Genomic DNA, 26,183 nt, shown 5'->3' with positions numbered 1-26,183 from the left:
TGGTTTTGGTTGGGGGTTTGTGGGTTTTATTTTTCAGCCAAAGTACAGATTTAAATTTTTGCAACAGGGTGATATGCAAGTTGGGGAAAATGGGAACAATAAAGATGGGATTGTAATGTCGAGCAGTAACTACCTGCAATACCATCTCTGAAATTATTCAGGAAGGCGTCAATGTTTAAGAGCAAATTATCCAAAGTTATCGTATCCCTGCTGCGGCGGATTGCTGGTGTTACCAGATCCGGGGCCAAGCGGCTGATGAGAGCAATGCTGCAAGCGCTGATGGCTATGGGCCGCAGGGCAAGACTACCGATGGCGGGGTTTGTGCTGCCGACGGTGACGATGGTGTTGCTGGTAGTGATTTTGTTGACAGTGGCGATTACGCTGCGATCGTTCGATCGGGCGAATACGGCGCGTAACGTGCGCGTGAACCAGCAGGTGCTGGCGGCCGCGACTCCCGCGCTCGATCGGGCGAAGGCGAAAATTGAATATGTGCTGGGTGAAGGCCGGCCTGTGACGGGTACTCCCTCCGATCAACAATTGTACCTGGCAATGTCATCTTACCCAGCCACGCCAACTCCTAACAACCCAGATTTGTATAGCTTTGGGGACGAGGTGCGCCTAAAACTTAAAGCTAACCTAGACCCTGCTGCCAACATCGACCTTAAAGTTACAGATCCAGGTTTTAATCTCGAAACAAATGAATCTATAAACACTGCTTGGAGATATCCCGTCGATACAAATAACGATGGTAAATTTGACACTTTTACACTCTACGGCATATTCTTTCGCAGCCCCCCACGGATAAAAGGAGGTGCTAATTCAGGCGACTTCACGAGGGAAAGAAAACCGCTGGAAGCAAGAACGCCACCGATGTCGCTTGGGGTATTGAAAGAAGGATGCGAGGCTGCTGCAGGTAATAGCGCTAGTTTGGTAGGTGAATCTGGCTGGTACAGAATAGACGGCAAACTTAAAAAAAGTTTCTTTGTTTACACGGTTAATGTACCGATTACATCGACCGATATATCAGGGAACGGCTTAGACACCACCAAGTATCAACCGTTCACAGGAACTACCAGCATATCCGCTCTGGAATATCAGCAAGACCAAAGTCTCATTCCCCTCAGCAACAACGCGGTTGTATATGAAGACGACTTGGATATATCGCCCGGGCCTGAGTTCAATCTAAACGGGCGGGTATTCACAAATAGTAATTTGTTGGTCACAAACTTAAATGGGGTAAATAGGACACGACTCTTTCAAGTCAGCAGTAAGAAATCTTGTTTTTACGATCAAGAAAATAGCAAAATAGTTGTTGGAGGCAATGTTATTAATGGGTGGGCGGGGAATACTAGCAACACTGCACAGATCAATGCCGTGGATGTACATCTTTTCAAAAAAACTAGCGACCCGGAACCAAATGTAAGCCCGCCAGCAATTGCAACCGCAACTCAATCTGTAAAAGAAAAGAGCCTTCAGGTACTTTACAACAGCGACGCTTATTCCAAGCGGTTAAATGCGCTAGTACAAGGTCAAATTAATGCAGATCTAACGGGGGCAACCGACCCAGTATCCGTTAAACGAGCGCAGCTTTCTCCTACCAACCAGCAACGCAAAGATGCCTTAGAATCCTATTTTAAAGATCGGCTGCGGAAAGTTACATTTGCAGAAGCACCCCTCGGAAGTGACGGAGGAGTAGTGGCTGGGGGTTCTTACCTTCAAGGGAGTGGGGACAGTCTCAGACCCATAGATGCCTGGAGCCTTCCTACCGCCGGAACTGCGACGGTAGGTGCTGTCGCGGGATCGACTGGACTTACTCTGGAACCCAATCTGCCGCCAGCCAACAACCCCGCAAACGTAAAACCCACTGACAGCGAACCGGAATTGGGCAATCGAGTCGCTATCGGCAACAACTTGCCAGCACTGCGGTGGGACGGCAGCAAGTTTCTCGGTAGCAATGACACACAAGAAGTTGACGGCGCAGCCACATGGAAAGATGATACTACCGTAAAACGCACCCGCACCACACAAGTGACCAAACTTGCTGACGTGGGGGCGACAGACCGCGGCAACGGTTTAGGCGAAGATAACCCCGCAAGCCCTTTCAAAGACGGTTTCTGGGAAGCATCAGCAGCCCAAATACCTAAAACAGCAGTCGATGGCGTTGGCGGTTTGCGCGTGATCACCAGTGCAGGAGTTTACGATCGCACTAATTCCTTCCTACCACCGCCTAAGTGGATTGATGCTACTGGCAGATTGGTAACAGCTCCCGCAACTTACGACGACCCGGCAACTGCTCGTGTAGAGGAGTACCCAGTGGTCTGGCCCGACTCCATGCCAATGTCACCGCTGGGTCCGGGTTCTAAGGTATACAACAACGTCGCTGGGAATTGGGAAGATTGGCCAACAGGAGCAGCAGCCGATGGTACGGGTCTAGATGCAGCAGTCGCATCTACTACTCTACTTCCAGGTATTGTTGAGCAGGCCACTACAGCTCGCAAATATGCCAAAGGCGACTTGCGGATGCGGGCAACAGCAGTGTATCATTACGCAAACAGCGGCTATGACCCACTAGCTGGAACCCAACCAACGCAAGAGCCCTATGCCTGCGTCAGCAGCTACTACGACCCCAGCCACGCTTCCACAGCAAAAAACATCACAACGGGAAGCCTAACCAATGATGCCAGCTTTGATGTCAGCGGACAGGCAGGATTGGGATCACGGCAGGCATTTATCGGCTCCAACAACGGCATCGCCTACCCCTTCCCTACAACACCAGCCAGACCGGGTTTTTCCACTATCGGGGCTAACGGCTTGCTGAGTGGTGGCAATGCAGTTTTGGATAATCAAGCCAACTTAGTATTCCCCGACGGTCGGTTTGCCAACGGGCCTTTGAGATCGGCTCTCCAAGTGCCTAAAGAGAGTCGCACTTTGGCACAACAAGCAGCTATTGACTCAACTATTTGTGCCCTAGGCATACTTGCCGGGGGTACTCCCGATGCCACATTGATTCCTCACGGGGCTATTCAAGAAGTAGCATTTTTGAACGGCAGAGAAGTCAAGGCGGTCGATCGGGACGACCCGAATACCATCGTCAACGAAGCCTTTACCCTCAGCAGTCCAGTGGGTACAAGCGCAGCAAAATTAACAGGCAATTACAACCAATCTCTAGAAGAACGAGAACCTCTAGAAATTCGTGCCACTCAGCTAGATATCGACGTGTTGCGCGGCAACAGACCCAAAGGTAGTACGACCGAGTGGTTGTTGCCGAACAGCGGGATTATTTATGCTACCCGGGACGACGCATTGCCCGATCGCAGCAATAGAGAAGATCCTGACAGCAGCAAAAGAAAAAGTCCTACAGACAGCCTGCTAGATCCCACGCGCAAGCCTAACGGCATAGTCCTGATTAATGGTCAGAAGCTATTTCGCGGTGGCGCCACCCCCACAACAGCAACGAGCATAAACGATATCATCAGAGAAAAAGGGCTGATTTTGGTATCGAATTTGCCAGTTTACATCAAAGGATTCTTTAACCTTCACGGCAACATCCCGACTCCTCCTCCAGGTGGTACACCCACTTTGGTCAAAGTGGAAGAGTTTACTGATAACCTGACGCAACCAAGTTGGGGAAATTTTTACCAGCGCGCTACCCTAAACGACAACTTTGCCTGTCGTGAAGGCGATCCGAGGCTCCCGAAGTGTAAGGGCGACTTTTGGAGACCGGCAACTGTGCTGGCAGATGCAGTCCACCTTCTATCGCAAAGTTACCGTTTTGGCTTCCGCAACGAGGGAGATTTTGACCTGAGAAACAATGCGGGCGCTGCTGCTGTATTGCCCCGCAGACAGCAAGGATTTTTCAACAACAACTTTGTTACTAATGGACTGTCCAGCGGAGCGTTTTCAGCTAATGGCAATTTAAAGGCACCAGCAGATCCGATAACTGTGACAGACGCTACTTACGCCAGTACCACTACCTCTCCCCCCATTACAAGTTCTTACTTCAACAACTTTGTCACCCCTGTACAGCGGCGGGGGCCTTTCCGAGAGTATGTAATGGAAATTTGTAGAAAACTGCCGGTTTCTGAGTGTACGGATGCCGACTGGTTTGTGGATCTGACACCGGGAGCAGAACGGACGGCACTCACTGCAGGTACGGCTTATGTCGCACCTAACCCTGTTGGCGCTTCTTTTCAAGCTGGCTCGACGGTCGATCCCCCATTGCCGGCATTGCAGCGATTCCCCCGCCGCGTGGCGTTTCAGAGACCTCTAAACCCCACCAATCCACAGCCTCTGGGGATTACGGGGGGCACAACTATCGCACCAAGTGTCGCCACTGTCAGAGGAACTAACGCTCTGTGGTTTGCAGCGAATGATGGGGGTAAGGTGGCTTACAATGCTACCAATCTTCCTTATGTGGTCAACAGCGGCAGCAACATCACAAGCTCCCCAAACACCACGATCAGAGATGGCAGCTCCACACTGCTACCTAATTTAGCAGCAACAAGCTCAGTAAATCCAGCACTGCCCGCACGGTCAACATCATACAGTGGGTCGCAGCCACTATTGCTGCCAGTTCCGCAGCTCATGGGTGTAACAGCAGTAACAGGCTCAGGCCCATCATACGACCCACGAGGTACTGAAACCGTAGAGAAAACAGGGTGGATACCCAAGGCTGTAGAGACTACATTCAATCTGATTGTTGGAGCGGGCGACACTCCTTCGAGGGCGCTAGACACTGCCTCGGGTGACTTTAACGGCGGTTTGCAAAACTTGCCCCGATTCTTGGAACTGTGGCGCAGCGGAACAACTTCAATTTCTAATAACATCCAAGGGTCTTTCATTCAGCAAAACCGCAGCGCTTTTAGTACCGCGCCCTATCAGCCAATTTTGCCTGATGGCTATCCGACAACGGCAGTCGATAAGCTCGCAACTCTGTTCTCCCTATCCCCCACTACTACTACAGCGCCTACTCCTTTTACTGACAGTCAGGCACTAATTACATACAACACGACGAACGGTCCAGCTAGAATTCCCTACTTCACCCCGCCCACTCGGAACTGGGGTTATGACGTGGGCTTGCTATCTCAGCCACCTGACTTATTTACCCAAAAGTTCACTACTCCTCCCAAGACTGAGCCGACGGAGTATTTCCGCGAAGTACCTCGCAATGACAATTGGGTAAAAACTTTGATGTGCGGGGTGACGGACAACGCTGCCGCCACGCAGGCTACCCAAACCGTTGATCCTACCAATCCAACTCAATGCCCCACTTAAGCCTCTAACTTTCCGCCGCGCAATTACTGGAGTCCTATTTATGACTAAGCAAAAACAACACCAAAATTTATCCCAGTCACGAGATGGTGGCTACACGATTATCGAGTCATTGGTAGCGATGATTGTAGTTTCGGTGCTGATGATTGCGATCGCCCCCGTGATGGCCTTCTCAGTAGCGACTCGCGTACAAGCGCGGCGGATGGAACTGGCCACTCAGGCGGCTAGAACTTACATTGACGCTCTCAGGACGGGGGCGCTCAAGCCGAACAATCCGACAAACCCTGGTTTTCCTATCCAAGATACGTCTGTTGCTCCTGCTGTTGCTCCTCCTCCTGCTTCTACAAACCCTCAGAGTAATTTGTACTGCGTTAACTTGGATGAAACGGCAGGTTGTGCTGGCAGCAAAGAGTTTTTTGTTCAAGGTACTTGGCGAAATCGAGCTAATCCGGCCGATCCGACAACAACAGGCTACGAACTTACTGTGCGGGTTTACCGGGCGGATGGGTTTACCGGAGGTACGATGACAACCCAACAGCAATCCGTGGCTAATTCCGCTCTTGGCAACCCTAAAGCACCGTTGGTGGTAATGAACACACAAATTCCCCCTACTACACGAGGAGGTACCTCCGCCTATCAATCGTTGTGCGATCGCACCAATGGCTGTAAGTAATAATCAAAGTCCCCGTTATTAACTTTAAAATCGCTCCCCCCTTTGACAAAGGAAACAGTCAAAATGAAAAATTTACTCAGGTTGCTTCTCAAAAGTCAGCACCATAAAAACAGATCCGATACAGCTCAAACAGACAAGGGTATGACTCTGGTTGAGCTATTAGTAGGAGCAATTATGGCGTTTTTAATCATTACGCCGATGCTCGGTTTTGTAGTCGATATGCTGAATACGGACAGGAGGGAACAAGTCAAGTCAAATACCGAGCAAGACCTTCAGGCCGCCGTTGATTTCATTGCCCAAGATTTGAGCCAAGCTATTTATATTTACGATAACGCTGGAATTAATGCTATTAGTGGTAGCCTGCTTCGACCTAATAGCGAGCCCGCAGGAACTCCAATTCTCGTATTTTGGAAGCGACAGCTTCAGCCAACTGCTCTTCCCGTTATTCCAACAGCCGCGGACACTCCTAACCCAACTAATTGCAATACTACAAATACACCATGTAATGACGCCTATGTTTTATCGTTAGTCGCCTACTACCAAATTAATGATAACAATTCTGCATCTATTTGGTGTCAACCATCAGGAGCCAATTGTCCTACCCGTATAGTTCGGTATCAAATTCGAGACGGACTGAAAGACCCTAAAGCAGCAAGTCCAGCTACCGCTCCTTATTATGCTTCTGTAAAGCCAGGACAAGAACGCAGTCCAGCTTACAATCGACTTTTTGACCTCAGTAAGCCCCTGGAGAATGTGACGGAAGCAAACACTAATTTGGGGTCTGGTGAAGTATTAGTTAATTACCTCGACTACGGCACAAACCCGGCATTCACAGGGAATGAATGTAGGACCGCCTTGGGGAACCCCACTACCCAAACTGGAGCTACAACATCCCCAATTCCAGAAGACACTCTAAAAGTAACAGATAGAACAAACAATATCAACAGCTTTTACGCTTGTGTTGATACAGAAAGAAATGTAGCCAGAGTTACTATCCGAGGAAATAGCCTCCGCCGCCTTCAAACTGATGCTACTTATGATGCCAAAAAATCGGCATATTTCCCAACAGCAACCGTGCAAGTACAAGGTCTAGGTTCTTTAGGAAAATAACTTAGGTATCAAACACATTTCCCAATCGCAGACCGCTGATAAACAATAGGATAATACCATGAAAACCCCACCAATATTATTAAAACTTTTGCATAACTCGGCTGCCAAGCCCATCCCTAATTTCAACAAAACTGCATCCGGAAAGGGCGATGGAGGATTCACCCTTCTTGAAGTGCTGGCGATAGCGTTAATCATAGGTATATTAAGTTCGATCGCCGCTCCAAGCTGGCTGGCATTCATCAATAGACAAAGAGTTCGCACTGTGAACGATCGCGTTTTCCAATCATTACGACTTGCACAAAGCGAAGCAAAGCGAACTAAGAGTAGTGTCACAGTTACATTCAATTACGATCCTAGTGCTACTCCGCCTGTTGACCCGCCAACAGTTACGTTTACCCCCCCACTAGCTACGGGTGGTAGTACGCAGACGTTAGATGGTGGAGGCGAAATTAAACCCGGCACTATGGCGCTTACCGTTAATACACCTGCTCCTACCACGCCTCCAAACTCGATCATTTTTGATTACCAAGGCAATCTCACCACAGGTATAACTCCATTTTATGTCACCGTTGCTCCATCTCGCGGCGGTACAAAACAGTGTGTAATTGTGGACACTCTTCTAGGAGGAATGAGAACAGATGAAGGGACATTCGATACCTCAACAGGAAAGGGTTGCAAGTAGCCCCCTAGATATTTTTTAATCCATAGCATCAATTCCGAATAAGTTCTGAATTGCTAAAATATATTAATTTAAATTATTGTATATTTCAAATAAAATTAAAACCGTCAAAATATGCAGCTAAAACAAAAACAAATAATCCTCCAGCCAGGAAACCAACTATTAACTCAAAGACATAACCTGGCTAATGTGTGAAATCCTACTAACAGAATTAGGAGAAAGTTGCCCATCCCGACTTTCATACAGCAAAAGAACATTAGAAATCATGGTTCCGCTAATGCAACACGAAATTACCAAAGTCCTGATAACTGCTTAACTAACCAAGCGATCGCCCCTGCAACATCAGCCACTTTTTCAACATCCGCAATCGGCGGCCGCTGCACCATCACCACCGGAATTCCCAGTTCCCTAGCCGCCACAATTTTCGCATAAGTAGCAGCGCCCCCGCTGTTTTTACTAACAATGGTATCAATCTGATATTCTAATAATAATTGACGCTCATCTTCCAAAGAAAAAGGCCCCCTTGCTAAGAACAATTTCCCATTAGGAATAGGAGAATTGAGTGCCGGAGGATCGATCGCCCGCATCAAAAACCAAATAGCATCCAAACCAGCAAAAGCAGCCAATTCCTGCCTGCCAATAGTCAGAAACACCCGCTGAGACTGCCCTAATAAAGCCCTTGCAGCCTCGGAGTGGCCCGCAACTTCAATCCAGCGATCGCCCTCCACCCTCTCCCAGGCAGGACGCACCAGCATCAAATACGGCACATTACACTCAGCAGCAGCAACAGCAGCATTAGCAGAAATCTGAGCCGCAAACGGATGAGTAGCATCAATCAACAAGTCGATCGGGCGATCGAGCAAAAACTCCGCCAGCCCAGCCGCCCCACCAAACCCCCCAATTCGCACCGTACCCGTTTTTGGGGTAAAAGGCTGTTGAGTGCGTCCTGCCAGCGAAGATACCACCTCAATTTCAGCAATTTGAGACGCTCTTACCGCCAGTTCAGCAGCATCCCCCGTCCCGCCCAAAATTAGCAACCGTTTTTTCACCAAATTACCCCTAACTTATGCCATTTGAGATTTGATATTTGATATTTTAGATTTGAGATTTGTAAATGACTGATGAAATAAGGGTTTGAAGGTTGCCTGCGGTCACATCCTTTTTTGAAACTCGTACTCTCCAAGCAACGCCCGCAATTTGGGTTAATAATATGTTTAGTAAAGCTTAAACTGCCAACAACGATGATTCGCTCACTTTTCACATTTTTTACAGTATTAATTGTAACCGGGTTAGTGTGGTTGGGAAATATCGCCCCCGTTGCCGCACAAGTACAACCAACAGATATCGCCGATCCTCAACAGGAATTGGGAGAACTCGTTCAAAAAGCTTTTGAAGCTACAAATGAAGGCAAATTTCCCGCCGCAGAAACTTTTTGGACTCAAATCATTGACAAATTTCCCTCACAAGCCGCCGCTTGGAGCAACCGAGGCAATTCTAGAGTCAGCCAAAACAAACTACAAGCCGCTATTTCAGACTACGAAAGAGCGATCGAACTAGCACCCGACGCCCCCGATCCCTACCTCAACCGCGGCACCGCCTTAGAAGGTTTAGGACGCTGGGAAGAGGCGATCGCCGACTACAATCATGTACTAGAATTAGACTCCCAAGATCCAGCCGCCTACAACAACCGAGGCAACGCCGAAGCAGGTTTAGGAAAATGGGAACAAGCAATTGCCGACTACAGCAAAGCCTTTGAATTAGCCCCCGAATACGCATTTGCCCGCGCCAACCACGCCCTCGCACTTTATCAAAACGGGCAAACCAAAGAAGCAATTCGCAACATGAAAAACATCGTCCGCAGATACCCCCAATTTGCCGACATGAGAGCCGCCCTCAGCGCCTGTCTTTGGGAAGCCGGAAAGCGCGGCGAAGCTGAGAGCAATTGGGTAGCCGCCATCGGCCTCGACTCCCGCTACAAAGACCTCGATTGGGTTGCCAACACACGCCGCTGGCCACCACTTGCAGTCAGCGCCCTAGACAAATTCTTGCACTTAAAATAATCTCACAAAGCCAATGAAAAATTGCGAGCATCCCGATAATTGTGGGGTATTTTTCCTAAAAGGGATGCTCCAAAAAATTGCCAAATATCACCCGAAGCTAGCAGTAAATAAACTATTGAAGAACAATTATACAGCGGTTCTCAAAAAAGTGAGGTATGCCCTATGCCCTATGCCCTATAGTACCTCATCTTTCTGAGAAAGGCTATAACGCTTCTTCCTTCTTTCTTCTTTCCTCAATATTCACCACTACACCGCTCGCTGCCAAACTTCTTTATTCTCAAAACTCGTATTCAACTTCTCCAGCAACAATCCTATCCGTCACAAATATTCTGTACAGTTCCAGTTCTTCAACAGAAACTTTTCCGTCAGCCCAAATCGTTCTCTTGATATCTTCCATTTCTTGCTTAGATATCTTACCGTCAGCAACAGCTCGCTCGATTTGGACTTGGAGCTTTTCTAGTTGCCGAGTTTCTTCCGTCGTAGGTTGTTTATCACTCGATCGCGAAACTAACATAGTTCCATTCTCCTAGAGATTGACCTCTACTCTGTACTAAGCCGCAGCAGCAGATATTGTCAACTCAAAGATGCAAAAATTGACAAATAAATGTAACAAAACTACATTTACTTGTCAATAGGGTAAAGTGCAAAATTATTTAACAAAATTACATTTGTTGGTAAATAATACGGTGTCAAATCCGCGCTTCATCGTCGGGCGCAAAGTCGAATCAAGCTGCCAACAAATAATTCGCGCAATTTTCATTTTTTTGATACCAATTTAATGTGAAGTTGCACATATCTCGATCCCCCTAAATCCCCCTTAATAAGGGGGACTTTGAGAAGAATCTTGTCCCCCCCTTATTAAGGGGGGCTAGGGGGGATCGGATTCTATGCAACCTCATAAAAAATTGGTATGACCCCTCCTTCAACAGTCAACAGTCAACAGTCAACAGTCAACAGTCAACAGCACTAATTCTCCAATCCGCGCAGCAGTCAACTCCTCGACATTCCTGAAAACCGCTGCTGCACCCGCATTTTTCAGCACCGCAGCATAAGCCTCGCAGCGCACAGCATCCTCCAAAACATGAGGCGGCAAAATTCCGATTCCCAGCCAAACCCGATTTGGTTCCACTTCCCGCGCCTTCACAACCGTGTAAATATCCGCCACAGTATCTCCCGCGTAAATCACGGGCAAATTTTTTTCTAAACCGTGCAGAGTTTCCAACTGTTCAATTGCCGCGAAAAGTCCAGCCGGATCGGGTTTTCCCGGTGCATCTTCCATCGCCACCAACACCGGCGAATTTAAACTCAGTTTCCCTGACAAAACATAAGCAGCTTCATCCCGCATCGCCCCGCTAAAAAAGCCCCAAACAATCCCCCCAACCGTTAAATTTTCCAGGTAAGCCGGACTTAACAGCAGCGGTTCGTCGCAAATGTAACCAGTCCAATTTTTCTCATCGGGCCCGCGATAGCGACTTTGGAAAAAAGCCACTAATTCGTCATAGTTGAGAGCGAGTTCGTTTCTCGATCGCCCCATCCCCTCAAAATAACGGCAAACTAACTCGAAAGACGCCTGCCAGTCATTATTCCACACTCCCTCCGACTTCAGAGAGTCGATATCGATAGAATTCGGGCGAAAAGCACCCGCCGTGAAATGTTCCACCGCATCCGCAATTGCCCGCCGGTAGGAACCGGACACATCCCGCACCACACCGTCAATGTCGAAGACTAAAATAACTCTGTTCACAGCTTAACTATCCTTGTACCTAGGGCGGGTGAGAACCCAAATTTTATCTGTTCCCAGCCCCTGAGTGGCGCTAAAACCAGCCGTGCCACAAAACTTTTCATGGCCGATGACCAATTATCGAACAGAGTGTGCTACGCTTAGCGATTGTAGAAATTTTTAACAAGTTCGATCGGAACCCTGGAGGTTTGCTTGTCCAAGTTCATCTTAAAAGTTCTCTGGCTAGAAGAGAATGTTGCCCTCGCCGTTGACCAAGTTGTCGGCAAAGGAACTAGCCCGCTGACATCCTACTTTTTCTGGCCTCGCAAAGATGCCTGGGAAGACCTCAAAAACGAACTCGAAGCCAAACACTGGATTGCTGATAACGATCGTGTCGAAATCCTCAACCAAGCCACAGAAGTCATCAACTACTGGCAAGAGGAAGGCAGACGGCGCCCGATGACTGAAGCTCAGTCAAAGTTCCCCCTAGTGACTTTTACCGGCAGCAACTAAGCCCAGCTTTAATTTGCTACCCCTATAAATTGCCTGTTATGGCTGACAAGGGAAAGGAGAGAGGGGAGAAGGCGAGAGGATTTGACGCTTTTTCCACCTCGCCGTGAAACATACAATTTAAATGCGCTACAGCTTATTTTGATATTAACTCCGATTTTGGAACCTACGCGGGTTTTGGGCTGGGTCGATGTGAGATTTTAGATTTGAAACTTATCCAAAATAAAGCTCTCAAATCAGATTTAATACAATCTAAAAAGACTAAGCAACCAAACCAAATAAATCTAAAATCGGCTTTTTTATACTCTTGAATTGTACAGTCAGCTCTCAACAGCCTTCCCTCTGACTAATGACTAATAACTAATGACTTCTTCGCGGAATCTATGGGCGCCGAAAGTACGATCGACCAGACCGAACAGCTACCGCTGGTAGTAAATCCCGACATTCTCCAGCAAGCTATCCTCTACAAAATTAATACTCGCATAAACGCTCGCGGAGAATTAGTTTTCCCCTGCATACCGGGAATGCTAAGCCACTATCTCAAGTCGATAGAAAAGCTATTTAGCACTCTTGACAGACCCCTGCCAGAAGACCGCAGAGACGAACTCAGCAAGCTTTTAGCCACCAAGTTAGAACAAGGCTACCGCACCTCCACAGCATCGATGCTGATTCTGCAATACGAATCAGTGCAGCCACCGCAAACCGGTTTAGCTTGCAAAGTCATTGTGACTACCTCAACAGTTGGAGAACAGTACAAAAGCTGGGTAGACACCAGAGAACCTCCGCTTTTCGGCTCTCATCCCGATGCAAAATTGATGACAACGGCTGCTAAATTGGGTACACCCGATCGAGTGCGGATTTTGGACGTGGGCGCTGGTACCGGCCGCAATACCTTGCCGCTAGCGAGATTGGGCTATTCTGTAGATGCGATCGAACTAACTCCAGCTTTTGCAGAACAATTGAAAGCTGCAGTAACAGCCGAAAATCTTCCCGTGACAGTTACAGAAGGCGATGTGCTCGACCCCTTAATGCGGATGAAACCAGCCCGCTACCAGTTGGCAGTTGCCGCCGAAGTCATTTCACATTTTCGAGACAGCGATCAAGTACGGCTTTTCCTAGCTAAAATGTGCGATTCCCTGTGTCCAGGAGGTCTGTTGCTGTTCAGCACCTTTTTAACCGTCGGCGACTACCAGCCAGATGCCCTGGTGCGACAAGTTGCCCAACTCTCCTGGTCTACTTTATTTACGCCCCAAGAACTCGCCACCGCCATGGAAGGGTTGCCCTTAGTCCCAATATCGAACGAATTGGTGTTTGAATACGAACGCCACCACCTGCCGGAAGAAGCCTGGCCACCAACGCCCTGGTTCCCCAGTTGGGCCACCGGTCGAGATGTCTTCCCGATGGCAAACGCCCGCCCGCCAATGGAATTGCGCTGGATTTTGTGCCGCCGAAGTTAAAAAATTTTGTCATTTCTAGGCGGACACAGCAATCAAAACTGTTAACCGGCAGTAACATTTTCCTCAAATATTTTTATTTCAACAGCTTAAATCAGGCTCGCTGTTAATATTGTGCATCCTGCGCAGAAAAATTTACAAAAATATATATTAAAATGTAAAGAGAGCGAAGTTCGATCGCCCCTGGGTGACAAACCCAGTGCCTGATTAGATCCAACGGTTGCCAACCTTTTGTTTCTTGCGAAAAATCGGGTTGCTAATGGCAATCGGGCTTGCATAAAATTCGATCGCCATCTCGATGGGTGCAACTAGAGTTAAGATGAATTCAACAAACCTATTCCTCCCGATAGATGAATTTTTAGGGAATAGGATTACCCCATAGATTAGCTCGCTAGTCAGCGATGCTGCTGAGAAACAAATATGCTTTTAACACATCCACTACAAGCGTTTGGAGCAATCTTCGGGCACAAACCTTCCACAAATAGATCATCCATCGACCAAAAAACCAATAAAAATTATTGGGAGGGGAATATTGAACTGGCTGTAAACGAACAAATTGACTGGTACATCCAAGTGGAAATGCTAATGAGTAACGCTAAATCTTCCTGCACCAATGAAGAGATTACTGCTTGGCTGCGGGGATTGCTGACAATTGCTTGGGCAGACGGCAACTTTGACGAAGACGAGCAAAAAATGATTGCAAATCTAACTCAGGATGAACTACACCCGGTATCTTTTGATGCGGGTTTTGAACCCATTACCGCAGAGGAATTAGCCGCTGTATTAGGGAAAGAAACCGCCAAAGGCGAGGATTTTTTGAGGACAGCAGTCATGGTAGCTTTGGCAGACGGTACCTACTCGCTCAGCGAAGACGAGGTAATCTATAAGTTTTGCACAGCTTTGGGGCACAATGTAGAGGCGCTCGAAGCTCTGCGACACACCATCGAAGACTGCAAGTGCGATGAGCCGCAGGGGCCCAGCAGCCAAATCGTCTTTGATGCGAATGTCCCCCCCGCCGCCGGAACACCCCTTTCATCTCGACTACCTAAACCTCACCACAAAGATGTCCTGCAACCCGTCAAAGACTGGCTTGACGGCTGGGAAATTCACGACCCAAAATTGGCACACTTTGTCTGTAAAATTATTCCGCCCCAGTGTCCGTTTGAGCGAGATGTCGTGTTATTTGGTCACAAAATCGTCCATATTCCGGCGATGTGCCAGATTAACCCGCTTTACGAACAGTTAGTCGGGATGCGCTTTCGAGCTCTCTGCTATTTGGCAGATGAATGTAAGGAAGATGTATCGTCATATTGTTAGTAGTTAGTAGTCATTAGTTAGTAGTCATTAGTCATTGGTCATTCTTGTGAAATCTTAGATTAATGACTGTAACTATTAACCAATGACTACTAATTAATCCAGAATGCAAAAAACGGGTTTTCTAGGACAAAACATCGTTACGCTCATCCGCTCCAGTAGAAAAACCCGGTTAATTCATTTTGCGTGCGCGAGTCTTGTTAATATCAAATCTGCTTTGATAATACTAATTCAACAAAATTTTTGGTACAATCCTCAAATTCTTATACAGATTATTAAAAGATTTCGGAGCCGGACAGGGCAGTGCCATTTACCTACAGATGCTCGCCTACAATCTCTGGCTCTGCACTACTTTTCAGAATTGGTATAATTATATTTTTCCGGCAACTGTAAATCGCGACTAAATTTGGCTGCCATCCGCCGACGCGGACTAAAGGAAAAGGGGAATATGGTACTTGCATCTGGTATCATAATAAGTAATGACTATTGACACTGACTATTGACTACTGACTAAATTATGCAATTTATCGATCGAGCAGATATTCAAGTCGCAGCCGGCAAAGGCGGCGACGGTATGGTAGCTTTTCGCAGAGAAAAGTATGTACCAGCGGGTGGCCCCTCTGGTGGCACGGGCGGCAAAGGCGGTTCCGTGTATATGGTAGCGGTGGAAAGCCTGCAAACGCTGCTAGATTTTCAGTACAACCGGATTTTTAAAGCCGATGACGGCAAGCGGGGCGCGCCGAAAAATATGACCGGTGCCGGTGGGGACGATCGCACGATCGAAGTTCCCTGCGGTACAGTAGTTTACGACGCGGAAACTCAGGCAATCTTGGCAGATTTGGTGATGCCCGGACAGACTTTTTGCGTAGCCAAAGGCGGCAAAGGCGGTTTGGGGAATAAATGTTTTCTGACCAATTCTAACCGCGCTCCCGATTATGCGATGCCGGGTAAAGAAGGTGAACACAAATTTTTGCGTTTGGAATTGAAGCTATTAGCGGAAGTGGGAATTCTTGGAATGCCAAATGCTGGCAAATCCACATTAATTTCAGCTTTATCTGCCGCCCGCCCCAAAATAGCAGATTATCCGTTTACAACTTTAGTCCCGAATTTGGGCGTAGTCAGAAAACCCAGCGGCGACGGTACGGTGTTTGCAGACATTCCGGGATTGATTGAAGGAGCGCACGAAGGTGCTGGTTTGGGTTACGAGTTTTTGCGGCACATTGAGCGGACTCGGTTGTTGCTGCATTTGATCGATATTACTGATGAAGATCCGATCGCCAATTACGTCACAATTCAGGAAGAATTGAAGGCTTACAGGCGTGGTTTAGCCAATAAACCGCAGATTTTGGCTTTTAATAAGGTAGATGCGATCGATCTCGAAAGCGAAGAAATAGGTAATTTAATCAGCCGACTTAAAGAAATGAGTGGCGCTCCTGTGTTGTTGATTTCCGCCGTTAGTAGACTTGGATTGGATGAATTGATGCAGCAAGTTTGGCAAAAACTCGACGAGATGAACGAGAAAGAGGCAGCGGAACTCGAAGCCGTCGCGAGTGTGTAATCGCTTTCTGGTTCCTGAAATTTCCGTGAAAGGGTAAGTGTTTTCTTGAGGGGGTCAAATCTTTCGGCTGTATGACTGGTGCGGCAAGGGTTTGAGCCTCTGTGTCTTGAAAAACGATAGTTTAAAAATATCTACTGACTGCTTTAAATCGCCTACAAGCGTGACGGTGAAAGTTCCCAAAGGGGTATGGGGCAATCGCTAAGGCTGTGCTGCCAAGGCGGGAAATTTATTATTAGAAGCTTTATCTTATTAGGAGCTTTATCTTATTTTGCGGATATGAGTTGAGCTGCATTCAGGGCATCTCCTAAAAAATCGCCTTATTATCCCTTATGAACTCATATTGTAATTCCGCAACGCCCTAAATTACTATTTTTAACCAACTTTCTCCTCTAAACTGTCTTTTTTTTGTTCGAGAGCTGTCGATACAAATAGTCGAGGTAGTAAAAGTCCAGACCTAGTTTTGTAGTCGGCAAATTCAGGATATCGTTCGAGTGAACGATCTTTTTTTATCATGTTAGGAATAAACATACCAGCAATAAAAGCTGCCAGAATTAAAAAAGGTAGCCAGTGCTGAACTAGCATCGCAAACGATCCGTAGATGAGGATTTCTCCTAAGTAATTCGTATTGCGCGCTCTGGCAAAAAATCCTTCAGTTATTAGTCCCGAACGGTACTTAAGGGTGTAATACTTCTGCGCATCACTACTATAGTGTAGAAAGACACCGATGATATTTAGGGAAATTGCTGCTGCCACTAACGGCAGAGGTGGTTGTGAGCCACTGCTAATCAAAATAAAAGGTGCTACCCAATAGAGGCTAACTAACACAAAGCCGAATATTCCCGTTCCGACAGAGATTTCTTGTTCCCACTGCTTATCTGGATATATCAGGCTTTTGAGCAGCCACAACAAACCATAAGTACCGTGCAGAGCGAGATAAACCCAAGCACCAAAATTAAAATTTTGGTAAATGAGCATCAGTGTCAAAATAAATGGAAAGCTGAGTCCTTTGTGCAGATTGATAAAGTGCTTGACTTTCATAGCTTTTGCTAATCTCTATCTAGTAAAGTCTATCTCTATTTATATTACACTTTTTTATATCTAACTACTTATCACGAGCAAACTTATCAACCTGCTTCTATTTTGCCTGACGCGGTAACAAGCAACTTGAAAGCGTGACCGGAGGGCGCTCGTTCGTTTATTTGACAGCTCCGGCTCTCGGCTTAACAAAGAAAATCGATCGCGCTCTCATTACCGAAAGAATGTTGCGCGGATCACCCGCGACGAAAGCTTAATCAATGATTTCTCTAATCGGGCGATCGCTACTCCACAAGTTCAGTCCTGGACGCATCAACAGCAAGAAACTGGGTTTTTTACAGTTTCTGGGGCTGTAACAAAGTATTTCGTGAAAAACCAGGTTTCTGAGGACCGATGAGTAAGTCTTAAGTCTTGTTAAATTCCGTTTGAGTCGCGAATTTGCCCGTTGTAATCGACTCTCACCCTCCCATCTTGGGAAACCGTAACAACCGTTTCTACAGTAAAGACAGACGAACCCGGCTTGGAACCCTTAAAAGTAAAAGTCCAAGTTCCATCGCCATTGTCAACGAACGGCGATTCCTTAGAAGTACCGTGCATAGAAGCTTCAGCTCGATAGTTGCCTAAACCCCCATTAGCCCTTTCTGCTGCTTGACGAGCTAAGTTTTTTGCCCGATTGAGTTCGATATTATTGTTGATCGCTCTCACGCCGTCGGTCTCATATTCAGGAGCAGGATTAGCATTACTCAAGGAGGGGGAGACTCCAACGGATAAAGTTGAGAGCGCTACCAGACAAGCAAGGCGGATGCTTAGTTTCATAATACAAACTGATTTATAGTTTGATAAAGTCTACGAGACTTGTCCGAAAAAACCCGGTTGAATTTTCAATTTTTAATTTTCACTTGTGAATCTGCTGGCGTTTCCCCACCGTTCAAATAGCGGTAACTCATCCGAGAAATCTCCCGAATCAATGTTTGAGCAGGCTTCTCGGTTTCCGGCGAATGCTTCACCATCACCGCCACCAAATAACGCTTACCGTTCGGCAAATCCACCATCCCCGCATCCGCTAGCATTGTATCAATGTTGCCGGTTTTGTGAGCAATAACTGAATCTTCGCCTAAACCTTTCGGCAGCAAAGAATCATTTTTAGTTTGGCGCATGATTTGCAAAATGCGATCGCGCGATTTCACCGATACCAAATTACCCCGATCGACCTGGGCTATGATATTAATCAAATCCTTCGGACTGGTAGTATTAGTTCCCTCCAAATCTGGCAAATTATTACGCAGAACCGTGGTACTCAAACCCCAACTTGCAAACTGCTGATTCAAAACCTCAGCACCTCCCAATAACTCAATCATCATATTTGTCGCCGTATTGTCGCTGACAACAATCATTTTTTGGGCAACTTCCAAAGCCGAATACTTCTTACCCGGAGAGTCGTCTTGCATCTCTCCCGAACCGCCGACAATGTGTTCGGACTTCAGCGTCAGCATCTGATCTAACTGCACTTTTCCCTCATCTACTGCTTGGAAAAAAGCTACTAAAATTGGCACTTTAATCGTGCTAGCTGAAGCAAAAGCAGTATCCCCATTAAAATTTAGGTAGCTTCCAGTATCTAAATCGACTAGAAATATTCCGGCTGTCAAACTAGGATTTTCTGTAGCTAAAACCTGAACTTGGGTTTTCAAAGCTCCTAATTCTTGATTCAGTTGCAGCACTTCTGGGGTCGCGGGTGCAGCAGATGCGCTATCGGCTGGGTTGTTCTGCCCTGCGCTGGTTTGTTCTTCTGCCGCTACAGTGGATGCTCGACTCACAGCATTTACCACCGACAGCAGCGTACCGCAAATCACCGCTATGCCAACTCCCAAAATCAGCAAGCGAGTAGCATACACCAACGGCGGTACGCTCCGAGGTGCAGAGCGTTTACCCGTTCTCTCACTCGCTTGTGGGCGCAGTTTAGGCACGGGGGGTTTTTTGGCATCTGCGGGGATTACGGTGTCTTGAATGCGAACTGGGGGTGAACTGGGACGACTTCCACGGGTTGTAGGGGGAGTGGCTGTTGGGAGCTGGCTGTTGGGATTGCTGGCGATCGAACTTACATTTTCCCGCTCCAGAGTCGGGTCCGGAAACTCGAACATATCGACAGCAGCGAGGCCTTTTTTGCGCGGTTGGCGAGTCTTCGACTGCGGAGTTTTGCTGGTTCTGGGTTTTCTGGGGTTAATTGCCGATCGGGGATCGGATAAAAAGTCTTGTGTAGTAAATTCTTCCGAAGATGTGGGAGAATTGGCTCCAATTCTGCTGCCGCGACCCTGTTGCAGTGGCAAAGTCGCAGATTCGGGCGATCGAATTTCTGAATTGCCGTTTTGCGGTTGCGGAGGGCGGCGGCGGCCCGAGTTGCCAGACTGACTTGCTTTGCCGGACTTAGGCTGCTTTGAGCCGGAGTTGGGAGAGGATATCGAGGATATCACCGATAATATCGATCCTTTGGGAAACCGCTCTGCCACGTCTTACTCCTTCATCACTAATGTAAAGTTCAAGTTTAAGATTTTTCAGCTTGCCAGCCAATCAATTTTAGATTTTAGATTTTAGATTTTAGATTTACCCCAGACGCTGCATGGTATCAGCAACCGGGTTTATTGCTCGCAAATTATCGCAAAGCTTAGGTTTTTAGTCAAGAAACCCGGTTAGGAAGGTGACAAGTGGGTGCGGGAAAGTTCTCTTTGAAAAAAATCCTCAATCTCACATCCCCAATTATCAGCACTTCTCCTAGCTATCCGTTGGATTTTCCGGCAACGCCCCATCCAGAGTATCAGAATTTGCCTCTCGTGGGTAAGTTTTGATTGCCCATTCTGTTTGGCGGAGGACGCCCCGCAGCATGGCGACTTCATCAATTGTCGGATAGGCTCTGTTGTACAAACGCCGAAATTTTTCCATCCGGCTTGCTGCTGTGTGCTGCTGCAAATATCCTATTTTTAACAGCAAAGTTTCTAGTTGCTGGTAATATCCCTCTAAATTTTCCAAGGGAGCACTGGCGAGGGGAATTGAGGGATTTTCTGTCTGGCGGGTGGCAAGTTGTTCTTGGTAACAAGTTGATAAATTATCTGTGGCATCGGGTATTGAAGAGGCAGAGCCTCTGGATATGCGTTCCCCGGCTGAGCCGGGGAACGAGCCATCTTCTTCTTCCTTCCCTCTTCCTTCTTCCCTCTTCCTTCTTCCCTCTTCCTTCTTCCTTCTTCCTTCTTCCCGGTATAGTTCGTAACAGCAGATAGCGACGGCTTGGGCGAGATTTAGGGAAGTGTAAGCATCGCTGCTGGGAATGCGGATCAGGCGCTGAGCGCGGTTTAATTCGGCATTGGTCAAGCCGCAGTCTTCTCGGCCGAAAATTAGGGCGCTGGGGGCTTCAAGGAGCCAAGGCAAGGCATCTGCGGGCTCTTCTAGTTGTGTTGGCAACGATCGACAATCATCCCCTGTAGTTGCGATCGCTCTGACACACCCAACCAAAGCAGCGGGCAAACTCTCGACTACTTTGGTAGTTTCCAATATGTCGGCGGCGCGAACTGCCATCAGTCGGGCTTCTTCCCCTAAATGATCGCATTGAGGATTTACCAAAACTAATTGGTGCAAACCCATATTTTTCATGACGCGGGCAACTGAACCGACATTCAATGGGCCAGCAGGTTCGACTAAGACTATTCGGATGTTGGCGTCGGCCGTTTCGAGCATTTTTATTTGGGGAGGTGTTAGGCAGAAATTGGGTTGTTTCCTCAGCAACAGGCAAGATGCCTGTTCCACAATCAAATTTAACTCTTGTGGAACAGGCATCTTGCCTGTTCATAATCGCAAGATGCCTGTTCCACAATCAAATTTAACTCTTGTGGAACAGGCATCTTGCCTGTTCATAATCGCAAGATACCTGTTCCACAATCAAATTTAACTCTTGTGGAACAGGCATCTTGCCTGTTCCTGAAAATGGTACAAGATCTGAGTTAGTAATGTACTTTCCAAATTAGCATGGCCAAGCAGCGATCGAAATCTGATTTACCGACAAAAATGTGCCCCGTGTGCGATCGACCTTTTACTTGGCGCAAAAAATGGGCGGACTGCTGGGATGAGGTCAAATACTGCTCCGAACGTTGTCGTCGCCGCCGTTTGGCGGCTCAAGATTAAGAATTTAGGGCAAGTTGCTCGATCAAAGCTAAGATTGCAAAGGAAAAATTTTAGGTTATTAGGTTATAAATTATGGCATCGCAACAAGTGCAACCAAAGTTAGTTATTCACGGCGGTGCGGGCAGTTCTCTACATAGTAAAGGCGGAATTGAGGCGGTGCGGAAATCGCTTTACGATGTTTTGGAGGAAGTTTATCCGCTGCTGAAAGACGGTGCAAGTGCCGTAGATGCAGTGGTGCGGGGCTGCCAATTGTTGGAAGATGACCCGCGATTCAATGCCGGTACTGGTTCTGTGGTGCAGTCGGACGGTCAAATTCGGATGAGTGCTTCGCTGATGGACGGTTTGATGCAGCGTTTCAGCGGGGCGATTAATGTTTCTCGCGTTCAACATCCGATCGAACTTGCTCAATTTTTGCAGCATTCGGACGATCGAGTTCTCTCTGATTTTGGTTCGGCGGAATTGCTGCGAGAACTTCAATTGCCGATTTACGATCCGATGACGGATTTGCGTTTGCACGAGTGGATGCAGGAACGCCAAGGCAATTTTAGTAAAGCAATGGCTGACGTGGTTGCCGAACCGGCCGGTGTTGGGACCATCGGAGTTGTAGCTTTGGATGTGCATGGACGCTTGGCTGCTGGGACTTCAACTGGTGGCAAGGGTTTTGAGCGCATCGGGCGGGTTAGCGACTCGGCGATGCCGGCGGGTAATTACGCGGCCCAAAGTGCGGCGGTAAGCTGTACGGGGATTGGCGAACACATTATGGACGAGTGTTTGGCCGCGCGAATTGTGATTCGGGTAACGGATGGTTTGAGTTTAAAAGCTGCTTTTGAGCGTTCTTTTACTGAAGCTGACGAACGTCAACGGGATTTTGGCGCAATTGGAATTGATGCTAGCGGGGCGATCGCTTTCGGCAAAACTAGCGAGGTGATTTTGGGTGCTTTTCACAACGGTATGGAAATGGGCGATACTTTGGAAATGCGCAAGGGAACGCTGATTTTTATTGCTTAAAAAAGAGCTGTGAATTTCGGCGACAAAAATCGGCGACAAAGATCGGCGACAAACATCAGGACACAGCACTGCTGTGTCCCTACGGAATAAGGGGTATTTGCTTTTTTCAGGGTATGCAAATTTAGCTTCGATCTTAGCAAGTTAAATATACTGAATTGGGGAAATTTTATGCAGGTCTTGTGCCCGCACCCCGATCTTTAAATTTCTATGACTAATTCAGGATCGAAGCGATCGTTGGGTTCATCGGGATATCCGCGAGGATTGCAAATTACTCGCGTTGAATCAATTTTGTAATCGAGTTGTTTGTGTGTGTGACCGTGAATCCATAGCTTAGCACCAGATTTTGCCGCGAACTCCTCAAGATTAGAGGCATAGGCAGCGCTCAAGATATCTTGTTCGTAGGGCGGCAGTATTGATTTTTTACTTGGGGCGTGGTGCGTGATAATTATAGTTTTATTCGAGTTATTTTCAGCTACCGCTTTTGTTAGCCAACTTAGCGATCTTCTGTGAATTATAGTAGTGTCGATCGCTCTTAATTTTGAGTAGCTAGGGCTGAGGCGTATTTTTTTGAAATCCGTCATTCTTTGGCTGGCTTCATAACCGGCATAACTGGGATTTCCAAAAAGATCGTAATCTGTCCACAAAGTACACCCCAAAAAAACTACACCTTCGATCGAGACTAAATCATTTTCCAATAAATGAATGTTTGTTCCTTGGCAAATATTTTTCAGTTTAGCGATGAGTTTAGGATACGCTTTGCCATAATATTCGTGATTGCCTAAAACATAAAAAACAGGTTTGTGTCGGATATGATCAAGAGCCCAAATAACTCCTTTTTTTCCAACATGAATGTCTCCGGCTAATATAATAACATCAGCATCCGTATCAGTAATATTAAAATTTTGAAATTCAATATGAAGGTCGCTTAGAATTTGAATTTTCATGGCTGCAGTTAAACTCTATAATCGATCGGATTTTTTCCTGCAATATGGCACAAACTACTTCACCATCAGTCACTTTTCCCTGAGCAATTTGCTCAGTGCCGCTAGCAATTTTGTGTCTGAGTTCTGCCAGACGCTGCTGTTTCAGTGCACGATTTCTTTCTTCTAGCAGTTGCAATGCTTCGCTAATTAGTTCCTGAACGCTGTCATAGTTGCCGCCTTGTAGTTGCGATCGCACGTAATTTTCCTGTTCTGGTGTTAGGGTAACATTCCTTGTCGGGGCCCCTCTAAAAAACCTTAAATCAATTATACTGCAATAATTTAATCATCGCTCGTCACCTCTCTAATCTTCAATCCGCAGTTGCCAAAGTTTAACTGTACCGTTCTCCCCGCCGCTGACGAGAGTTTCGCCCAAAAGCCCGATCGCCACCGCAGAAACAGGGCTAGAATGTCCATCTAAAGTGTGCAGCAATTCCCCGCGAAGATTCCAAAGTCTAACAGTACCGTCAAAACACCCCACGGCAAAGTATTTCCCATCGGGGCTAATTACGGCGGCGGAAGTGATGCGAATTCCTGTATGCAGCGAATGCAATAATTCGCCTGTTTGCAAGTTCCACAGTTTGATAGTTTGGCCACCATGATTGACAAGAATTTGGCTGTCGGAAGAAATCGCTACATAATTTTCGCTGCCAAATGTTCGTCTCACTTCGCCTCCCGGCAATTCCCACAAAGTGACTGTGGCGCGACAGAAACCGCTGGCTGCATTGAGGCCGCTGGCTACTAGCATTTTGCCGTTGGGACTGAGGGCGATCGCACTTATGTCATCCCCTTGATAGCCTTCCAAAACTTGCAGCAATTGGCCGCTGTTGAGGTGCAGAAGCTTGATTGTGCCGCGGGTGGTGCCGATCGCCAAAATTTGCCAGTCGGGGCTGACGGCAACGGATTCGTGGCGGTGCACGTCTGCCAAACGCTTCAGCAGTTCGCCATTTTGCAGGTTCCAGAGTTTGACTGTGCCCGCGCGCGATCGTGTCAGCAGCGTTTTACTGGCAGGGCTGAAAGCCACTAGCAATACTGCTGTTGAATGTCCGAAAATTGTCTGCTGCAGTTCCCCGCTGTGCAAACTCCAAATTTTCACTGTACTGTCGTCAGAGCCCGTTGCCACTAATTGTCCGTCGGGACTGATAGCCGCAGATAAAATCCTGTCTGAATGGTGAAGAGTGGCTTTTAAGATGGCGCCGGTTGAGGTTTTTGGCTGCGTTTTATATCCGGCTATTTCCAGCCAGTCGATCGCATCTCTCCAATTTTTGACAGCATTTCGGGGCCGATTTGTCAATAATTCTATGTATCGGTACAAAGTTTTTGATAAATCAACTTCGACACCTTTGATTTGTTTGTTGAGAAAAACCGCAATTTCTGCTGGGCTGTAGCCGCACAACAAGCCACAGAGATGCCGCTTTTCTACGGGTGTCAGCCCTCTTCTGGTGTGGGGGGCGAATTCTTGTTTGGCCTTTGCCAAGTCGGTGTAAAGCTTTTGGATGTCCCAGCCGTTGCTTGCCCGTGCAAATGGTTCTTCGGGTCGATCGAGGGTAGAGGGTATCATTTGCGGCAGTCGCGATCGAGTTCCTAGTCAAATTCCTAACCAAAATCCTAACATTGGCTGTGCGCGATCGAACTGTTGTCACCGCTAATCTATTTTTAACACAGCAAACAGGGGAAAGACTTTCAGGTTGAAAATGTGCCTCAATCCTTACCTTGACAGTGTGTCAAATAACTTTACACCAAGGGGAGCAACAGAAAATGTCTATTATTGCGATCGTCTTGTTTTTTGGCGGTCTGGGCTTTATTTTAATTTTGGTTGGTTATATCTGGGGATTATTTCAAGCTATTGAGCAAGAAACTATGTGGGGATTGGTTTACTTTTTTGTTCCATTTGCTTCCTGGGTATTTCATATTAAAAATTGGAGTAATAAAAAAGTTAGAAAACCATTTTTTCTTCAACTTGCTGGATTTCTCATGTATTTCTTGTTAGGTATTATTATTGCATTATGGCTGTAATAGGTTTTCTCAAAACTGATGGTTCTGTGCCTAATGTAGATCAGGGGTATAACGAGCAATCGCCATCTTCTTTTTTTTCTGATTTCAACACTTATCCATCCCTCGATCAAGAGCAATCTCCTGCTGCCGAGCCATCTCCTACTTCTGCTGCACCTGTAACTGACCCTAACTCTGCTCCTGTTGCTGCTCAAAAAGATCACTTCACACAATCGATGAAACTCGGCTATATCTACTACGGGCAGGGAAACTATCAAACCGCTTTAATCAATTTTAACAGAGCTTTACAGGTACGTCCGGGCGATGCTTATGCTGTCAAGGCTGTTTACAACACCAAAAGTGCGATCGTCCAAAGCAATGTCAAATAATAATCCGTGCATTAAAAGTTGCCTACAGCGGATAGATAAGTAATTTACATTGTTTTTAAATTCAACAACAATTAAACTCATAAAAAATCTCAAGCAAAGACAAAATAAGCTAACAATTAAAACTGCGAGTTCCTGGGATAAATTGCTATTAATTTATCCCTTCATCATCATTAGATTATTGCAGATTATTTTAGCATCAAATTGGATAGGGGGAGGCATATTTCTGTTGTTTTCGCTGTCTTTGTTGGACGGCGCGATAGATG

At 47.0% G+C, this 26,183-nt stretch carries 23 protein-coding genes; 13 read left to right on the top strand and 10 right to left on the bottom strand.

Annotated elements, in window-relative coordinates; translation table 11 throughout:
• The first annotated feature begins 171 nt into the window (after nucleotides 1-171).
• The 4 genes from hpsA (at nucleotide 172) to QUA23_RS18105 (ending at nucleotide 7,736) form a co-directional block, all read left to right on the top strand.
• Nucleotides 172-5,274 carry a hormogonium polysaccharide biosynthesis protein HpsA gene (gene hpsA, locus QUA23_RS18120; RefSeq protein ID WP_333077471.1) on the top strand — a complete coding sequence of 1,701 codons (5,103 nt, stop codon included), beginning with the start codon at nucleotides 172-174 and terminating at the stop codon, nucleotides 5,272-5,274.
• 40 nt (nucleotides 5,275-5,314) lie between these two features.
• Complete coding sequence (gene hpsB / locus QUA23_RS18115; RefSeq protein WP_333077470.1) at nucleotides 5,315-5,944, top strand: hormogonium polysaccharide secretion pseudopilin HpsB; 630 nt, start codon at nucleotides 5,315-5,317, stop codon at nucleotides 5,942-5,944.
• Between the two features lie 63 nt (nucleotides 5,945-6,007).
• Nucleotides 6,008-7,054 (top strand): hormogonium polysaccharide secretion pseudopilin HpsC, encoded by a 1,047-nt coding sequence (gene hpsC / locus QUA23_RS18110; RefSeq protein ID WP_333077469.1) that lies wholly within the window; start codon nucleotides 6,008-6,010, stop codon nucleotides 7,052-7,054.
• Nucleotides 7,055-7,112: 58 nt separating this feature from the next.
• A complete protein-coding gene (locus tag QUA23_RS18105) occupies nucleotides 7,113-7,736 on the top strand; it encodes a GspH/FimT family pseudopilin (RefSeq protein ID WP_333077468.1) in 624 nt (207 codons plus the stop codon).
• Between the two features lie 287 nt (nucleotides 7,737-8,023).
• Here the strand turns inward: QUA23_RS18105 and QUA23_RS18100 are convergent, their stop codons facing one another.
• Nucleotides 8,024-8,782, bottom strand: a complete 759-nt coding sequence (locus QUA23_RS18100; protein ID WP_333077466.1) for a cobalt-precorrin-6A reductase — start codon at nucleotides 8,780-8,782, stop codon at nucleotides 8,024-8,026.
• Nucleotides 8,783-8,974: 192 nt separating this feature from the next.
• On the opposite strand from QUA23_RS18100, the gene QUA23_RS18095 reads away from it, so the two are divergent.
• Nucleotides 8,975-9,793, top strand: coding sequence for a tetratricopeptide repeat protein (locus tag QUA23_RS18095; RefSeq protein WP_333067581.1), 819 nt, complete (start codon nucleotides 8,975-8,977; stop codon nucleotides 9,791-9,793).
• A gap of 277 nt (nucleotides 9,794-10,070) precedes the next feature.
• Here QUA23_RS18095 and QUA23_RS18090 read toward each other — a convergent pair whose 3' ends face one another.
• Together QUA23_RS18090 and QUA23_RS18085 are read right to left on the bottom strand one after the other, a co-directional pair.
• On the bottom strand, nucleotides 10,071-10,307 hold the full coding sequence (locus tag QUA23_RS18090) for a hypothetical protein (RefSeq protein ID WP_333077465.1): 237 nt from the start codon (nucleotides 10,305-10,307) through the stop codon (nucleotides 10,071-10,073).
• 429 nt (nucleotides 10,308-10,736) lie between these two features.
• The gene (locus QUA23_RS18085) at nucleotides 10,737-11,537 is read right to left on the bottom strand and encodes a TIGR01548 family HAD-type hydrolase (RefSeq protein ID WP_333077464.1); all 801 of its coding nucleotides are present in this window, start codon (nucleotides 11,535-11,537) and stop codon (nucleotides 10,737-10,739) included.
• 177 nt (nucleotides 11,538-11,714) lie between these two features.
• Between QUA23_RS18085 and QUA23_RS18080 the strand changes: the two genes are divergently transcribed.
• From QUA23_RS18080 to obgE, 4 genes are all read left to right on the top strand, one after another.
• Nucleotides 11,715-12,026, top strand: a complete 312-nt coding sequence (locus QUA23_RS18080) for a 30S ribosomal protein PSRP-3 (RefSeq protein WP_333056906.1) — start codon at nucleotides 11,715-11,717, stop codon at nucleotides 12,024-12,026.
• 380 nt (nucleotides 12,027-12,406) lie between these two features.
• Complete coding sequence (locus QUA23_RS18075; protein WP_333077463.1) at nucleotides 12,407-13,480, top strand: class I SAM-dependent methyltransferase; 1,074 nt, start codon at nucleotides 12,407-12,409, stop codon at nucleotides 13,478-13,480.
• Nucleotides 13,481-13,897: 417 nt separating this feature from the next.
• Nucleotides 13,898-14,794 carry a Mo-dependent nitrogenase C-terminal domain-containing protein gene (locus QUA23_RS18070; RefSeq protein ID WP_333077461.1) on the top strand — a complete coding sequence of 299 codons (897 nt, stop codon included), beginning with the start codon at nucleotides 13,898-13,900 and terminating at the stop codon, nucleotides 14,792-14,794.
• 514 nt (nucleotides 14,795-15,308) lie between these two features.
• Nucleotides 15,309-16,349: a GTPase ObgE gene (gene obgE, locus QUA23_RS18065; protein ID WP_333077460.1), complete on the top strand. Its 1,041-nt coding sequence runs from the start codon at nucleotides 15,309-15,311 to the stop codon at nucleotides 16,347-16,349.
• 372 nt (nucleotides 16,350-16,721) lie between these two features.
• On the opposite strand, the gene QUA23_RS18060 is transcribed toward obgE, so the two are convergent.
• From QUA23_RS18060 to QUA23_RS18045, 4 genes are all read right to left on the bottom strand, one after another.
• Nucleotides 16,722-17,387: a DUF1295 domain-containing protein gene (locus tag QUA23_RS18060; RefSeq protein ID WP_333110452.1), complete on the bottom strand. Its 666-nt coding sequence runs from the start codon at nucleotides 17,385-17,387 to the stop codon at nucleotides 16,722-16,724.
• A gap of 411 nt (nucleotides 17,388-17,798) precedes the next feature.
• Nucleotides 17,799-18,200, bottom strand: coding sequence for a hypothetical protein (locus QUA23_RS18055; RefSeq protein ID WP_333077458.1), 402 nt, complete (start codon nucleotides 18,198-18,200; stop codon nucleotides 17,799-17,801).
• 65 nt (nucleotides 18,201-18,265) lie between these two features.
• Nucleotides 18,266-19,888 (bottom strand): serine hydrolase, encoded by a 1,623-nt coding sequence (locus tag QUA23_RS18050; protein ID WP_333077457.1) that lies wholly within the window; start codon nucleotides 19,886-19,888, stop codon nucleotides 18,266-18,268.
• Nucleotides 19,889-20,150: 262 nt separating this feature from the next.
• Nucleotides 20,151-21,107: an RNA methyltransferase gene (locus tag QUA23_RS18045; protein WP_333077526.1), complete on the bottom strand. Its 957-nt coding sequence runs from the start codon at nucleotides 21,105-21,107 to the stop codon at nucleotides 20,151-20,153.
• 288 nt (nucleotides 21,108-21,395) lie between these two features.
• On the opposite strand from QUA23_RS18045, the gene QUA23_RS18040 reads away from it, so the two are divergent.
• Nucleotides 21,396-21,551 carry a DUF2256 domain-containing protein gene (locus QUA23_RS18040; protein WP_006631540.1) on the top strand — a complete coding sequence of 52 codons (156 nt, stop codon included), beginning with the start codon at nucleotides 21,396-21,398 and terminating at the stop codon, nucleotides 21,549-21,551.
• 72 nt (nucleotides 21,552-21,623) lie between these two features.
• Complete coding sequence (locus QUA23_RS18035; protein ID WP_333077456.1) at nucleotides 21,624-22,559, top strand: isoaspartyl peptidase/L-asparaginase; 936 nt, start codon at nucleotides 21,624-21,626, stop codon at nucleotides 22,557-22,559.
• 197 nt (nucleotides 22,560-22,756) lie between these two features.
• Here QUA23_RS18035 and QUA23_RS18030 read toward each other — a convergent pair whose 3' ends face one another.
• The 3 genes from QUA23_RS18030 to QUA23_RS18020 are packed head-to-tail and all read right to left on the bottom strand — an operon-like array spanning nucleotide 22,757 to nucleotide 25,100.
• The gene (locus QUA23_RS18030) at nucleotides 22,757-23,503 is read right to left on the bottom strand and encodes a metallophosphoesterase (protein WP_333077455.1); all 747 of its coding nucleotides are present in this window, start codon (nucleotides 23,501-23,503) and stop codon (nucleotides 22,757-22,759) included.
• Nucleotides 23,469-23,807: a type II toxin-antitoxin system ParD family antitoxin gene (locus QUA23_RS18025; RefSeq protein WP_333077525.1), complete on the bottom strand. Its 339-nt coding sequence runs from the start codon at nucleotides 23,805-23,807 to the stop codon at nucleotides 23,469-23,471. Before QUA23_RS18025 ends, QUA23_RS18030 begins: the two co-directional genes overlap by 35 nt.
• A gap of 36 nt (nucleotides 23,808-23,843) precedes the next feature.
• A complete protein-coding gene (locus tag QUA23_RS18020; protein ID WP_333077454.1) occupies nucleotides 23,844-25,100 on the bottom strand; it encodes a WD40 repeat domain-containing protein in 1,257 nt (418 codons plus the stop codon).
• A gap of 197 nt (nucleotides 25,101-25,297) precedes the next feature.
• On the opposite strand from QUA23_RS18020, the gene QUA23_RS18015 reads away from it, so the two are divergent.
• Both QUA23_RS18015 and QUA23_RS18010 read left to right on the top strand, forming a co-directional pair.
• Nucleotides 25,298-25,555: a hypothetical protein gene (locus tag QUA23_RS18015; protein WP_333077452.1), complete on the top strand. Its 258-nt coding sequence runs from the start codon at nucleotides 25,298-25,300 to the stop codon at nucleotides 25,553-25,555.
• On the top strand, nucleotides 25,546-25,920 hold the full coding sequence (locus QUA23_RS18010) for a hypothetical protein (protein WP_333077451.1): 375 nt from the start codon (nucleotides 25,546-25,548) through the stop codon (nucleotides 25,918-25,920). Before QUA23_RS18015 ends, QUA23_RS18010 begins: the two co-directional genes overlap by 10 nt.
• Nucleotides 25,921-26,183: the final 263 nt, after the last annotated feature.

The organism is Microcoleus sp. Pol1C5, from assembly GCF_036701115.1.
Classification (GTDB): domain Bacteria; phylum Cyanobacteriota; class Cyanobacteriia; order Cyanobacteriales; family Microcoleaceae; genus Microcoleus.
Note: the sequence above shows the minus strand (reverse complement) of the source record. Positions and strands in the feature narration are given on the sequence as shown.